This window comes from Mesorhizobium sp. M0340, assembly GCF_040321535.1.
GTDB lineage: Bacteria > Pseudomonadota > Alphaproteobacteria > Rhizobiales > Rhizobiaceae > Mesorhizobium.
This window is the reverse complement of the sequence record NZ_JAMYRR010000053.1, coordinates 1-13489: the sequence shown is the minus strand read 5'-3', so window position 1 is coordinate 13489 and position 13489 is coordinate 1. Positions and strand designations below refer to the sequence as shown.

General features: G+C 62.5%; 12 protein-coding genes and 2 pseudogenes. 5 read left to right on the top strand and 9 right to left on the bottom strand.

Annotation, left to right across the window (positions count from 1 at the left end; all coding sequences use genetic code 11):
• Nucleotides 1–135: 135 nt before the first annotated feature.
• The 5 genes from cybH to NKI79_RS32435 are packed head-to-tail and all read right to left on the bottom strand — an operon-like array spanning nt 136 to nt 4316.
• Nucleotides 136–846 carry a Ni/Fe-hydrogenase, b-type cytochrome subunit gene (gene cybH, locus NKI79_RS32455; RefSeq protein WP_352807333.1) on the bottom strand — a complete coding sequence of 237 codons (711 nt, stop codon included), beginning with the start codon at nt 844–846 and terminating at the stop codon, nt 136–138.
• Nucleotides 847–855: 9 nt separating this feature from the next.
• Nucleotides 856–1203 carry a HupE/UreJ family protein gene (locus tag NKI79_RS32450; protein ID WP_352807331.1) on the bottom strand — a complete coding sequence of 116 codons (348 nt, stop codon included), beginning with the start codon at nt 1201–1203 and terminating at the stop codon, nt 856–858.
• 2 nt (nt 1204–1205) lie between these two features.
• Nucleotides 1206–1430: a HupE/UreJ family protein gene (locus tag NKI79_RS32445; protein ID WP_051406206.1), complete on the bottom strand. Its 225-nt coding sequence runs from the start codon at nt 1428–1430 to the stop codon at nt 1206–1208.
• Nucleotides 1431–1443: 13 nt separating this feature from the next.
• Nucleotides 1444–3240: a nickel-dependent hydrogenase large subunit gene (locus NKI79_RS32440; RefSeq protein WP_023679114.1), complete on the bottom strand. Its 1797-nt coding sequence runs from the start codon at nt 3238–3240 to the stop codon at nt 1444–1446.
• Entirely contained in the window at nt 3240–4316 is a 1077-nt protein-coding gene (locus NKI79_RS32435; protein WP_352807328.1) for a hydrogenase small subunit, read from the bottom strand. Before NKI79_RS32435 ends, NKI79_RS32440 begins: the two co-directional genes overlap by 1 nt.
• Nucleotides 4317–5322: 1006 nt before the next feature.
• On the opposite strand from NKI79_RS32435, the gene NKI79_RS32430 reads away from it, so the two are divergent.
• Nucleotides 5323–5607: a type II toxin-antitoxin system TacA family antitoxin gene (locus NKI79_RS32430; RefSeq protein WP_023679116.1), complete on the top strand. Its 285-nt coding sequence runs from the start codon at nt 5323–5325 to the stop codon at nt 5605–5607.
• Nucleotides 5608–6117, top strand: coding sequence for a GNAT family N-acetyltransferase (locus NKI79_RS32425; RefSeq protein WP_352807326.1), 510 nt, complete (start codon nt 5608–5610; stop codon nt 6115–6117). It begins immediately after the preceding gene.
• 983 nt (nt 6118–7100) lie between these two features.
• Here the strand turns inward: NKI79_RS32425 and NKI79_RS32420 are convergent.
• Together NKI79_RS32420 and NKI79_RS32415 are read right to left on the bottom strand one after the other, a co-directional pair.
• Nucleotides 7101–7739: an FMN-binding negative transcriptional regulator gene (locus NKI79_RS32420; RefSeq protein WP_023679119.1), complete on the bottom strand. Its 639-nt coding sequence runs from the start codon at nt 7737–7739 to the stop codon at nt 7101–7103.
• 31 nt (nt 7740–7770) lie between these two features.
• A complete protein-coding gene (locus tag NKI79_RS32415) occupies nt 7771–8433 on the bottom strand; it encodes a helix-turn-helix domain-containing protein (RefSeq protein ID WP_352572066.1) in 663 nt (220 codons plus the stop codon).
• A gap of 92 nt (nt 8434–8525) precedes the next feature.
• On the opposite strand from NKI79_RS32415, the gene NKI79_RS32410 reads away from it, so the two are divergent.
• Entirely contained in the window at nt 8526–9671 is a 1146-nt protein-coding gene (locus tag NKI79_RS32410) for a trans-sulfuration enzyme family protein (protein ID WP_023679121.1), read from the top strand.
• Nucleotides 9672–9770: 99 nt separating this feature from the next.
• Complete coding sequence (locus NKI79_RS32405; protein WP_198023621.1) at nt 9771–9938, top strand: hypothetical protein; 168 nt, start codon at nt 9771–9773, stop codon at nt 9936–9938.
• 33 nt (nt 9939–9971) lie between these two features.
• Here NKI79_RS32405 and NKI79_RS32400 read toward each other — a convergent pair whose 3' ends face one another.
• Nucleotides 9972–10271: a hypothetical protein gene (locus tag NKI79_RS32400; protein ID WP_352807336.1), complete on the bottom strand. Its 300-nt coding sequence runs from the start codon at nt 10269–10271 to the stop codon at nt 9972–9974.
• A 39-nt stretch (nt 10272–10310) separates the two neighbouring features.
• Nucleotides 10311–10919, bottom strand: a pseudogene (locus NKI79_RS32395) (class I tRNA ligase family protein); the annotation flags it as partial.
• A 451-nt stretch (nt 10920–11370) separates the two neighbouring features.
• Between NKI79_RS32395 and NKI79_RS32390 the strand changes: the two are divergent.
• Nucleotides 11371–13016 (top strand): annotated as a pseudogene (locus NKI79_RS32390) (MFS transporter).
• Nucleotides 13017–13489: the final 473 nt, after the last annotated feature.

Genomic DNA, 13489 nt, shown 5'->3' with positions numbered 1-13489 from the left:
TTTTTTATCTCTGCGCGTGGTTTGGGGCGCCCCTCTGCGTTTTTTTTTTTGTCTTCCCACCTCCCCCCCCCCCCCCCCCCCCCCCCCCCCCCGCCCCCCCCCCCCCCCCCCCCGGCAGGTGAGGTCGCGAAAGTCCTAGTGGGAATCACGAGGCGCGCCGTTGCCGCGAAAGGTCCGCCAGCCGGAGAACATCGAGGAGATGATCGACTGCTTCGACATGATGTCCTCGCGCACCGCGGCATAGATATGGATGATCACGAAGCAGATGATCACCCACATGCCGAGATGGTGCCAGGTATGCACGTCCTGACTCTGACCGGGAAGTGGGATGACCCAGCTCGAGAACAGGTCGTACTGCCAGGACCCCATGCCGGCCCCCTCGCCGTAGAGCGCCAGTCCGGTCACGATCATGAAGATGGTGAACCAGACGAACAGGAAGTGCATGGCGAGCGTCGCGAGCGGGTTGTGCCCGGAACACTTCATCGGCTCGCTCACCAGCATGGCGTACCAGAGCACCTCGTGCCAGAGCTCCTTCCAGAACCGTCCGTTCCAGACAGGCGGGAGGAATATCTGCCGGGAATGCTCGTTGCCGGCGAAGACCCAGTAGATGCGGAATGCGAAGCCGACGATCAGGACATAGCCCGCAACGAAATGCAGGTAGCGTATCCAGCCGAAGAGGAAACTGGAACTCGCCTCGCCGCCAACCGCCGGCGGCGGCGAGCCGATCAGGTAGCCGGTGCCGGCAAGCATGAGGATGGCGAAGGCATTGACCCAGTGCCAGAGGCGCAGCGGCGCCTCGTAGACATAGACCCCTTCTTCGCCATGCGGAGTTTGGCTCGCGCTCATGGCCGCCCCCTAGCCGCCGAACACGAGCGTAGCGCCCGAGCCGGCAATGACCATGCCGAGCCCGGCGCGCGCCCAAGGCGACGACGCGAGCCTGAGGCCGATGCCGGTGCCGGCCAGATGCAGCGCCGCGGTCGAGAGCGTGAAGCCGGCAATATAGGCAAGTGCCGCGCCGGTCGTCTCGCTCGCATGGGCATGGCCATGGAAGAGGGCGAAGAACCCGGCAAGGCCGATGCCGAGCATGCCGGGAAGGCCGGCACCGGCGACGATCATGATGCCGAGAGCAAGCACGGATAGCGCGATCATGCCTTCGACCGCTGGCAGGCGGATGCCGGCAAAGGCCAACGCCGCACCCGTCATCATCATCGCCACGAAGGTTGCTGGGCCACCAGGACCCGCGACGGCATGGCCACCGCCGACCAGACCCCGACCGCCGCCATGGCGAGAAGGTGGTCGAGTCCCATCAGCGGATGGGCGATGCCGGCGGCGAACCCGTCGGCATGCCCTGCGCCGACATGGGCGAGCGCCGGGCTGGCAAGGACCGCGAGCGAAGCTGCGGCGCCAAGTTTCAGGATAGCGTGTCTCATTTCGATTCCTCCCCTAGCGCACTTTGACATTGGCAAGTTCCTGTCCGTCCGGACCCATGACATGGGTCGAACAGGCAAGGCACGGATCGAAGCTGTGGATCGTCCGCAGGATCTCGACCGGCTCCTCCGGCCGCTCCACCTTGGTCTCCATCAGCGACGCTTCGAAGGCGCCGATATTGCCGGCATGGTCGCGTGGCGAGCCGTTCCAGGTGGTCGGCACGACGCATTGGTAGTTTTCGATCCGGCCGTTCTTGATGCGTATCCAGTGGCCCAACGCCCCGCGCGGCGCTTCGGTGAAGCCGACCCCCTTGACTTCGGCGGGCCAGGACTTCGGATCCCATTTCTGGGTATTGGCCGTCGAGCTGTCTCCAGCCTTGATGGTGGCGATCAGCTTGTCCATGAAGTAGACCTGCTTGCGGGCCGCCCACTGTGCTTCCAGCGCGCGCGCAGCGGTGCGGCCGAGCGTCGAGAACAGCCCCGTCAGCGGTACGCCGAGTGCCCGCAGCGTCGAGTCGACCTGCTCCTTGATCTCCTCGTGGCCCTGGACGTAGCCGACGACATAGCGGGCGAGCGGCCCTACCTCCATCGCATGGCCGCGCCAGCGCGGCGCCTTGATCCAGGAATATTTCGCGCTCTCGTCGATTTCGCGGATGTCGGTGCGCGTGCCCTTGGCATTCGGCCCGAGCTGATAGTTCGGCTCCGTGATACCATCCCATGGATGCAGGCCCTTCGCCTCGTCCGGGTATTTGTACCAAGAGTGGGGCACAAACTCCTGGATCTGCTCGGGATCGCGCACGTCAACGGGCAGCACCTCTTTGAGGTTGCCATCGATGATCGCGCCCTGGGGCATCATCAGGTTGGCTGCCGAATAGTCGTTGGCTTTGTCGGGGATGTCGCCATAGGCAAGAACGCTCTTGCCCGACAGCCCGCCGCCATAGAGCCAGCCCTTGTAGAGACTGCCGATCGCGATGATGTCGGGGATGTAGACGTTGTCGACGAAGGCGATGGCGCGCTCGATGACGCTGCGGACGTAGTTCAGCCGCTCCATGTTGATCGGCGCGCCGGCCGCCATCTCACCGTCGATGTTGATCGCACAAGGCACGCCCCCCACCAGCCAGTTGGGATGGATGTCCTTGCCGCCGAAGATCGTGCGCGTCGTCATGATCTCCTTCTGGAAGTCAAGCGCTTCCAGATAGTGCGTCACCGCCATCAGATTGGCCTCCGGCGGCAGCAGATAGGCCGGGTTGGTCCAGTAGCCGTTCTTGAACGGCCCGAGCTGGCCGCTCTCGACGAACTTCTTCAGCCGGTTCTGGATGTCACGGAAATAGCCCGGCGAGGACATCGGGTGGCTCGGCGAAACCGCCTGCTGCAGCTCCGACGTCGCCTTCGGGTCGGCTCTCAATGCGTTAACCGGATTGACCCAGTCGAGCGCGTGCAGGTGGTAGAAGTGGACCAGATGATCGTGCACCTGCAACGAGAGCTGCATGATGTTGCGGATCGAATTGGCGTTCTCCGGGATTATGATGCCCAGTGCGTCCTCGACCGCACGCACCGAGGTGAGCGCGTGCGTGCCGGTGCACACGCCGCAGATGCGCTGGGTGAAGGCCCAGGCGTCGCGCGGGTCGCGGCCCTTGAGGATGACCTCGAGCCCGCGCCACATGGTGCCGGTCGAGACCGCGTTGCGGATGATGTTGTTCTCGTCGATGTTCACCTCGCAGCGCATATGGCCTTCGATCCGCGTGACCGGATCGACGACCACGCGCTGGCCGGAGGTGTCGAGATTGAAGCCGTTCGGCGTCTGGATGACCATCACTTGTTCCCTCCCTTTGCGCGCATCCGCTTGACCACGCTCGCCGCCGCATGCGCGGCCGCGGCGGCGCCGATGAGGGTCGCGGCCGTCGTGCCGATCCTGTCGGCATCGGCCTCGATGCCGAAGCCGTGGACGCGGGTCAGGCGGCTGTAGAAATCGCCCTTGTCCCAGAAGCCGTCCTCGGAGCAGCCGATGCAGGGATGGCCGGCCTGGATCGGGAAGGAGAGGCCGCCGTTCCAGCCCACCGTCGAGCAGGCGTTGTAAGTGGTCGGTCCCTTGCAGCCGACCTTGTAGAGGCAATAGCCCTTGCGCGCGCCCTCGTCATCGAAGGACTCGACGAACTGGCCGGCGTCGAAATGCGGGCGCCGATAGCATTTGTCGTGGATGCGCTGGCTGTAGAACATCTTCGGCCGGCCCTGCCGGTCGAGCTCTGGGAATTTTTCAAAGGTCAGGATGTAGGTGATGACGGCCGTCATCACTTCTGGGATCGGCGGGCAGCCGGGAACCTTGATGATCGGCTTGTCCGGCAGGCCCGGAACCTTATGGACGGGCGTGGCCCGCGTCGGGTTCGGCCGCGCGGCCTGCACGCAGCCCCAGGAGGCGCAGGAGCCCCAGGAGATGATCGCCTTGGCGTTGGAGGCGGCATGGTTGAGCTGGTCGACGAAGGGCTTGCCGCCGATGATGCAGAACATGCCGTCCTCGTTGAGCGGCGCATTGCCTTCGACCGCGAGGATGTAGTTGCCCTTGTACTGTTCGACGACCTCGTCGACGATCGCCTCGGCCTGATGGCCGGCGGCCGCCATGAGCGTGTCGTCATAATCGAGTGAAAGCATCGACAGCACGACGTCCTTGGCGAGCGGGTGCGCCGAGCGGATGAAGCTTTCGGAGCAGCAAGTGCATTCAAGCCCGTGCAGCCACAGCACCGGAATGCGCGGCTTGGACTCCATCGCGTAAGCTATTTTCGGCGCAAAGGCCGGTCCAAGGCCGAGGGAAGCCGCCGTCAGGCTGCAGAATTTCAGGAAACTTCGGCGGGTGATCCCCTGTCGGCGCATGACCTCGTAGAATGTTTGTTGCATCAGGCCTTCCTCCACAGGCGGCGGCGTCTCCTGGTGCCGCGGACATGCGAAGGCGGAGCAAGTCCGATGCCAGAGTTAAAAAGCCGAATAAATTCAAAACTCAGATGCTCTTCGAGGCGTTGACTTGTTCCGGTCGCCGGCAAAGGAGTGGAAACCGGGCTGGCAGATTTCGAACAAAGTTTCCGCGATGCGGCGAGACGAGCGAAGAGGCCTGGCGGCGGGTGCCGACGGGATTTCGGCGGGCCTCGACCGACCTCGCCCAGAGCCACGCGCGGCTTGTCAGGACGGCCGAGCAGATCGCGCTTGGCCTGCGCGGCTACAGCAGACTGGGAATCGCGGGATTTGCACCATCTACTCGTCGCCGCTTGCGTTGAAACCGCTGTTGTCGGGTTTGTCGCATCCGCGACACGGTGATGTTCGGCCGCGCGCCGCCGCACTCGCAGCTAAGCCGTTGAATAAAATGCAGACTGGTTTGTCTGAGGCTGCACGTGCCGCGGTCGTGACCGGTCTTTCATTGCGTGAGGCCGAACGTGCGATTGCAGCTCCTGCCGCCGCGCAAAGAGAGGTTCAAGATTTGTGCCAACTGCGCTTGGCCGGCAGGTGGCATAGAGCGGCGCCTGAGAATGAAAGTGCCGGCCGCCCAGCCTTCATAGCCGTTCCTCCTTTGTGGCGTGACGGCCCGAAAGTCGCCATCGCGTCAGATGTTCATCAGGGTTCGGCATAGCCGGGGCTCGTCCGGCGACAGTCATGGCAGCGACTTCGCTTCTGGAGCCGCTCATCCGGCCGATAAGAACACATGCGCGTCCTAAGCCGTAATTGATCCGCCGGAGCTGACCAAAGCCACCTTGCTCTGGGTTGCGGCAATGGCGATTGCAGGCGAGAAGCCGAGAAGAACCGATGCCGCGAGGAGTCCTGAGGCCATCCGTCCACGAGACGTCACCAGGGAACGAAGTATTGCGTTCCGCGTTACACTACCGTATATACGTCCGCAGCACAGGAGCGCGCCATGGCCACCACAGCCACCAGGAAGGAAACACCCGTCTCGATGCGGTTTCGCGACGATGATCTCACCATCATCGACCGCGGCGCGGAGCTGCTCGGCCTGTCGCGCACGGAGTTCATGCGGCGCGCCGCGCTGCACGAGGCGCAGACGGCCATCCTCAACGAAACCGTCATCCGCGTGTCCCCGGAAGCTTATGACGCCTTCATGCAGGCGATCTCAGCCCCCGCCGCTGCGCCCCCGCCGAAGGCGGCCGAGCGGCTGCGTCGGTCCCCGCCCTGGGACCGCTAGGTGGCGCTTTCAGGCATCGAACTCCTCGACGACGCGCACCGCCTCGACAGCTTCGATTGCGGCAAGCCGGGGCTGAACGCTTGGCTGGCCGGCTTCGCGCGAACGAACCAGGTCCGCGGCTTTACCCGGGTCCTGGTCGTTCACGATGAGGGAACAGTCGTCGGCTATTACGGCCTCGCGCCGGGCGTGATCCAGCCAAACAGCGCACCGCGCGCCATCCGCACCGGACGCCCGCCCGATCCGATCCCCTGCCTGTTGATTGGACAACTCGCCGTCGACCATCGCTATGCCGGACAAGGCATCGGCAGCGGCCTGGTCAAGGACGCGCTGCATCGCTGCGTCGCCGGCGCCGACATCGTCGGCGGCCGCGCAGTGGTGGTGCGGGCGATCGACGCCGAGGCCGAGCGCTACTGGCAGAGCTGGGGCTTCATTCCCGCGCGGGACAATCCGTCGGTGCTCATGCGCTCGATCCAGGACGTGGGCCTCTGGCTGGCCGACAAAGGCCACTAGCTCCACGCGCGTAGCGCCTCCCGTAGCGGCAGCGTCCGGGCGCGCCGGCCTGCAGCCGGATGACGATCCCTCACGCAGGGCCAGAGGGAGACGGCGGTCAGAGCGAGGAAGCTAGCAATAATCTGGGCGACTGGGCTGCCTACCAGGTCCCGTCTCGTGAAGGCGCTAGAGGATACTGGATCCAGCCGCCAAAGACCGGGAGATGGCGCGACGCGCGGACTTTGGGATGATAGTCTGGGACGGCGCATCGCCCGGCACGGCCGTCAACGTGCTTCAGCTCGCCATCGCGAACAAGCCGTGCGTCATTTGCGATCTGGCCAGGGGCAGCATGGCGACTACGTACAATGTGGGAGACTGGTGCGCCATGCTCCGCGATGCCGGTCCAGACATTCGGCGCGCCAAGCCGAAGCCCGCATGGCCCCGGACGAGCGCCTGGCGTTGCCGGGATGATGTACGCGCGGTCCCGGCGGGTTCGACCCGATAGGCTTGATCCGGCCCCGCCCCCAACTCCACTTGTATGAACGGCCGGGGCCGGCCCTTTTCGAAACCGGCCCACCGCCGCGTGACGTTTGCAGGATGATCGTCTTGACCCGTCTCGCATCTGAAGCGGGTGCAAGCCTGCCGAACATTCCGGCTGCTTGGTCATCCAACCTGGCTGCGAGGCATCGCCACCGTGGGGGTGGCGTTCGCTGCCAGTCGGCTCCGATCTCGAAACCGCTGCGCCGCCATACCGAACACGCAACTCGGTTTAAGCGCCAGGCTGCTGTTCGAGGTATTGACGACCCAGGCGACATGACCGGAAAGGCTGGCGGGGTAAGCAGCTTCCATCGATCCGGCGGCATTGCGGATGTGGCTGGCGATGGCGGCCTGAGTTCTTGTCCATCTGCCGCATAGCGGGTGGTCAGGTGCTGGCCGAAGCATTTGTCTCTCAAGGTCACCCCTTGGAAATCCAGCACCAGCGGCTTGTCGGGACAAGATAGATGCTATCGGGATTTGGCCGCCGCAGCCGCGAGCATCGCTTCTCCCATCCCATTGACGCCTCGGGCATTCAGCATTTCACCAGCGTTCTGAATGTCGCGCACCTCTTTGTTCTGGCTGAGTTTTGATTTACCAACCAGGCCGGTGATCTCGATTTCCAGGGCGACGATCCCCTTAACCATCGTGTCAATGAAGTCCTTCGGCGCGTCGCCCATCTTCCACGGGGCAGGCTGCGAGGCTTCATGCATGTGAGTGAGCTTCGCCACGTTACGGCGCACATAGCGCTCATCATCCCGGACAGTGATGCGTCCGTGGGCGTGGACGACGAGATAGTTCCATGTGGGCACCTGCTTATGGAATTCATGCTTGCTTGGATACCAGTTCGGCGAGATGTAAGCGTCGGCCGCACGGAAGATAACGAGGACTTCATCGCCATTGGCAACTTCCTCCCAGACTGGATTTTTGCGTGCAACATGGCAATTGAGGACGCCTTTGTCTCCCTTCGAGCGGTCAAGCTCGAAGGGAATGTGGTTCGCGTCGAGTGTGCCTTTGCTGTGGGTGACCAGGATACCGAGCGGATGTCTCCCGATTAGGTCAAGCAGGGTGTTGTGATCGGGGACGGCAAAATGGGGCGGAACGTACAACGGTGGATCTCCTGTCGCGAATGGGCGGTCGTTAGCGAGCGGCGGTGTCTTGCGGAACGGGCCCGGGCATCTTCGTTGCCGGCGAAGAGGGCCCCGGATCTCGCTGTCCACCATGCTCAAGAACTGCCATCGAGAAGTGGGCAGGCAGATCAGATGCCGCCGCGTATGAGTGCGGTTGGTCAGTGACAAGCCGCACACTCTCGCCTTGGCTCAAAATTACTGCGTGGGTACCCACCACGACACTTAGGGACCCCTGAGTCACCGAGATCAGCTCGCGCGTATCCGGACTATGAGCATCTGCGGAAAACACGTCGCCCGGCATAATGGCCCAGCTCCACAGTTCGAACATCGTTCGTCCCGAGATCGATGAATGAAGTTGTGCAAAGCTTCCTTTAGCGCTTGTCCAAAGCGTCCTCGTCTCTGTCCGCTCAATAGGAAGGCGAACTGTGGAAGGATGGTCATTCAACAAATCGGCCACCGAAAGCGAAAACGCCGCCGCCAGTCGGCAAAGTATGCCGATGCTGGGGTTCGCCTTGCCTTGCTCCAGCGTGACGACGGTTCCCTTGGATAAGCCGCTCAGTTTTGCCAGTCGATCCAGGGTCAGGTTTTGGTCGCGCCTCAATTGTCGGATCCGAACCGCTATCGCTTGGCCAAGCACCCGCTCGGGGTCCAACGCTGTCGTAACATCGGTCATTATATTGACTTAGTGCCTCGGCTCACTTATTACGGTCAATATAATGACCGGCCTGAAATTGTGCAACTGCCCCGTTAGCGAGGAAATGACCGATGCGTTTTGAAACAAAGGCGATCCATTGCGGCCGAGCTGTCGACGCTTCCACAGGGGCGGTGTCCCTGCCGCTGCACACCAGCACGACGTTCCGACGTAGCGTCGACGGCTCGTTTCCTTCCGGATTCGAATACACGCGGGATGGAAATCCGACGCGCAACGCGTTCGAAATGGCCATGGCCGCGCTCGAGGGCGGAGAAGATGGCATTGCCTTCGCGTCGGGCATGGCTGCAATCGCTGCAGTCTTTGAGAGCCATCCGTCGACGGGTCGGATCGTTCTGCCGGATGACATGTATTTCGGCATTCGTTCGCTGATTGACGAGACCGACATTGGATCTCGCTTCGACTTTGCGGCCGTCGACATGCGCGATCTGGATGCCGTGCGCGCCGCGGTCACGTCGAAGCGGACTGGCCTCGTCTGGGTCGAGACGCCGTCAAACCCGATGATCCGCGTTGTCGACATTTCGGCCATCTGCAAAATCGCGCACGAGGCTGGCGCCTTGGCCGTAGTGGACAACACGTGGGCAACTCCAGTGCTTCAACGGCCCCTCGAAGTTGGGGCGGACGCGGTCATGCACTCGGCGACAAAGTACATCGGCGGCCACTCGGACTTGATGGCGGGCGTCGTCATTGTCCCGCACTCGTCACCCCTCGGTCGCCCACTGCGGATGGTCCAGAGACACAAGGGCAGCGTCGCAGCGCCATTCGACTGTTGGCTGGCATTGCGGGGCCTGCAGACATTGTCGGTACGCGTGCGCGCGCATTGCGAAGGCGCCCAGAAGGTTGCTGAGGCTTTGGCGTCTCATCCGCGTGTCGAAAAAGTACTTTTTCCTGGCCTGCAAACTGATCCGGGACACGATCTCGCTAAGCGGCAAATGAGCCATTACGGAGCGATGCTATCCTTTATCGTCAAAGGCGGAGCCGATGCTGCGATGGCTGTGGCCGGCCGCCTCGAGGTTGTTGCCCGGGCGACAAGCCTTGGCGGGACGCACTCTCTGATTGAGCATCGCGCATCCGTCGAGGGTGCCAAGTCCAAGGCGCCAGGCGGATTACTGCGAATCTCAGTGGGACTTGAGCATCCTCAGGACATTGTCGATGATCTGATGCAGGCCCTAGGCGGAACCTTCAAAGCGGCAGCCGAATGACGCGGGTGCAAGAACTCTGGCAGCGCTTTACGTGGCGGCTGGCGCAGCAATGCGGCCTGCTACGGTTGGGCGCCTAGATCAGGCAAAGCATCTTCGACGATGCTTAGATTTCGATCGAAAATCTCGGTGTCGGATGCGTTGGCGCGGAGAGACCGCACCTTGTTCAGGATCGCCGCAACCGCCGCTTCAGGCCTGGCGATGCGGCTCGACCTTTTCGAGGAAACCGCCGGTCTGCATCAGCTCGGCGATCTTCTTGTGCGCGACTAAACGGTCGAGACCGTCGAGCTCGCCCCAGACCGCCTAGCGCTCCGGCGTCACCTCCAGCCCGGCGAGAAAGTCCTCATTGTCCTTGAGGCTCACCGCCGCATTGACGGTGAGGATATTGACCGCCGGCAGCCGGTGGCGCTTGCCGGCCTCGAAATCATTGAAGTCATGCGCCGGCGTGATCTTGACCGCACCGCTGCCTTTTTCGCGATCGGAATACTCGTCCGCGACCACCGGGATCCTGCGGCCGACGATCGGCAGGATGAGGTTCTTGCCGACAAGATGCCGGAAACGCTCGTCGTCGGGGTGGACTGCGACAGCCGTATCGCCCAGCATCGTTTCCGGCCGGGTCGTCGCAACGGTGATGAAGGTCTTCGGATTTTCCGGATCGAAGGTCATGCCTTCGACTGGATAGCGGAAGTGCCAGAGGTTGCCGTTGACTTCCTGCTGCTCGACCTCGAGATCCGAGATGGCGGTCAACAGCTTCGGATCCCAGTTCACAAGGCGCTTGTCCTTGTAGATCAGCCCTTCCTTGTAGAGCGTCACGAACACTTCGAGCACGGCCTTGGACAGGCCCTCGTCCATGGTGAAGCGCTCCCGGCTCCAGTCGGCCGAGGCCCCGAGCCGCTTCAGCTGGTTGAGGATGGCGCCGCCGGACTCGGCCTTCCACTCCCACCACCTTGTCGATGAACTCATCTCGCGTCAGGTCGCGGCGGTGGATCTGCTTTTCCATCAGCTTGCGCTCGACCACCATCGCGTGGCGATGCCGGCATGGTCCATGCCTGGTTGCCAAAGAACGTTCTTGCCGCGCATGCGCTCGAAGCGCACCAGAATGTCCTGCAGCGTGTTGTTGAGCGCGTGGCCCATATGCAGCGAGCCGGTGACATTCGGCGGCGGGATGACGATAGTGAAGGCTTCAGCCCCCTCCTCGGCCCCGGCACCGGCCCGAAACGTCTTTTCAAGCGTATTATGTTTTTTGTGCATAGACCAACGAGTTGAACGGCGGCCCCATAAATCGCCGATGTGATAGGTCGGGCAAAGGCGTCCACCAGCTCGTACTTGTCAGGACGATGCCACCCTTGATCTTGCACCCGCCTCCGATACCAGCGATGCGCTGCGTCATATGCTCATGCCTGTCAGGATGGGATGGGCGCTGCTAGCACCGTGGCAGTTTGACAACCCGGCCATCGGGGCGGTAGCACCGTCCAAGACCAAGAGTCGCAGGGCAGACCGCACCCCATCGGGCTGCACGACCCAGACCAGCTGACGCCCAACTGGCACACTCATCGCGCATCAGCACCGTGGATGCGACATCTACTTTGTTTACTTTGTTGCGAGCGCGATATCGGAACTTGGTTGTGACGCAGCTGTGCGTAAGCGCACCGCTGTCAGCAAGTGAGTGAGCGAAAGAACTACGTGGTGGAGGTGAGAAGTCATGCGGCGTCAAGATTCCCCGCCCTTTGCGGCAAACACACTGATCCCTCTTCAGAATCCGGTCTTTCGTTCGATCTGGACAGCCACGCAGATATCCAGCCTTGGCTGGCTGGTGCAGAGCGTGGCTATAAGCTGGCTTATGGCAACGATTTCAGCCTCCGATCTGATGGTTGCGCTCGTGCAGGCTGCATCGACACTGCCCGCCTTCTTCTTGTCGATCCTTGCTGGAGCGATTGCAGACAGCTTCAGCCGCCGCGGCGTGATGCTTGCCGGACATTGCCTGATCGCATTGGCATCCACGGCGCTGGCTCTCTCTGTTGGACTGGGCTTTGTCAGTCCATGGCTGATCTTGGGACTGAGTTTCTTGGCGGGATGCGGCTTTGCCTTGAATGATCCAGCCTGGCACGCCTCGGTCGGCGACATCCTGGAAAAGCGCGACATACCCGCTGCAGTGACGCTGATGTCGGTGGGGTACAACGTGGTTCGGAGCATAGGACCGGCGCTGGGCGGTGTAATTTTGGCTTTGCTGGGCCCCTTACGGCTTTCGCCTTCGCTGCGCTGACCGACCTGGTCCCATTGAGCGCTGTCCTGCGCTCCAAGTGGCAAGTTCGTTCTTCGCCTCTTCCGCGCGAGCGGATGACGACGGCCATTCATGATGGCATGCGCTTCACGGCAATCTCCTCGGAGATCAGAGTGGCGATCGTGCGTGCAACCCTGTTCGGGCTGTCAAGCATCTCGATCCTTGCTCTGCTCCCCCTCCTGGTTCGCGACCAACTGGCGGGGGGGCCAATTGTTTACGGCGTCCTGTTGGCCGGCTTCGGCACAGGCGCCTTCATCGCGGGCATTGGCAATAGCTACTTGAGACGCATCACGTCCCAAAATCGATTGATCACGCTCGCGTCCGTTGCTTGCGCAACGTGTTGCCTTTTACTGGCTCTCACATCATCGGTGGCTGTAGCAGCGATCGCGCTTGCAATCGCTGGCGCCGGCTGGGTTGTCACCTGGACCGGAACCGACGTGTGTGTGCAGTTGGCAAGCCCAAGGTGGGTCGTTGGTCGCACCCTGTCGATCTATTACGCCCTGACCTACGGCGGCATGGCAGCGGGCAGCTGGATCTGGGGTGCTGTCGCGCAGTACTATTCCCTGACGTGGGCTTTGGAAGGTGCTGCAGCGGCGCTGTTGCTGGTTGCAGCTGTGGGAAAGCTATTGCCGGTACGGCTATGGGAGGAATCGGATCAAGGGGCCTTCGACTTCAGGCCACCAGAACTGGCCCTCGATTTGAAGCCCAGGAGCGGCCCGATCGTGATCAAGGTGGAGTACTCGATCCCCGAGGAGAATATCGAGGAATTTCTGAGCTGCATGCGCGAAAGGCGGCGCGTTCAGAGCCGTGCCGGTGCGCGGGACTGGACCCTCCAGCGCGATCTTCAGAACTCGACTCTTTGGACCGAGACATTCCGCACGCCGACATGGACGGACTATCTTCGTCTAAACCATCGGCTAACGGTGACTGACAGGGAGGTAGGCGAGCGCCTTGCCGCTCTGCGGGTCGGTGATTCTCCTCCTCGTCTCTCACTTTCGATCGAGCGGTCGACAAGCCCCGCCCCCGGCAGCCAAGTCCAGCCTGTGCCCTTTGTATCGCGCCCGTAAGGAAACCAGTAACTTTTCTGGGCTCGGACACGGGAATGGCCGAGACCTACTCCTTCTCTCGTCGGGTCAGCCCGGATTGCCATACCTTGCGGCCGGTTAGGCGAGCATGAGGATTTGTGTGGCACGTATGTCCACCACGGGCCCATGTCCAGCCCCACCGCCTCTGCCATCAGATCGGCTTGGGGACGGGTTCAGGTCGCCTGTCCCCGTGCATCGCGGCGAGCAGCGGGGAGCAAGGGGGGCGGAGGGGTCTCGCCGGGCACGGAGTGAAGCGGGCAGACGGAGGAATCCGCCACCTGCGGCGCGACAATGAAGCTGCGAGCGTTGCCTCAATCAAGTTGTGTGCGTCAAGTTCTGCAAAATGGCGTGGCATTGCGGTGACGTCGGCGTGTCCGCCGCGCCGCCCCCGTGTTTAGCGGAGCGGCGGACACATGACGGTGCTCAGGCGGCCAAGGCCCTCAGGCTCTCCTTCT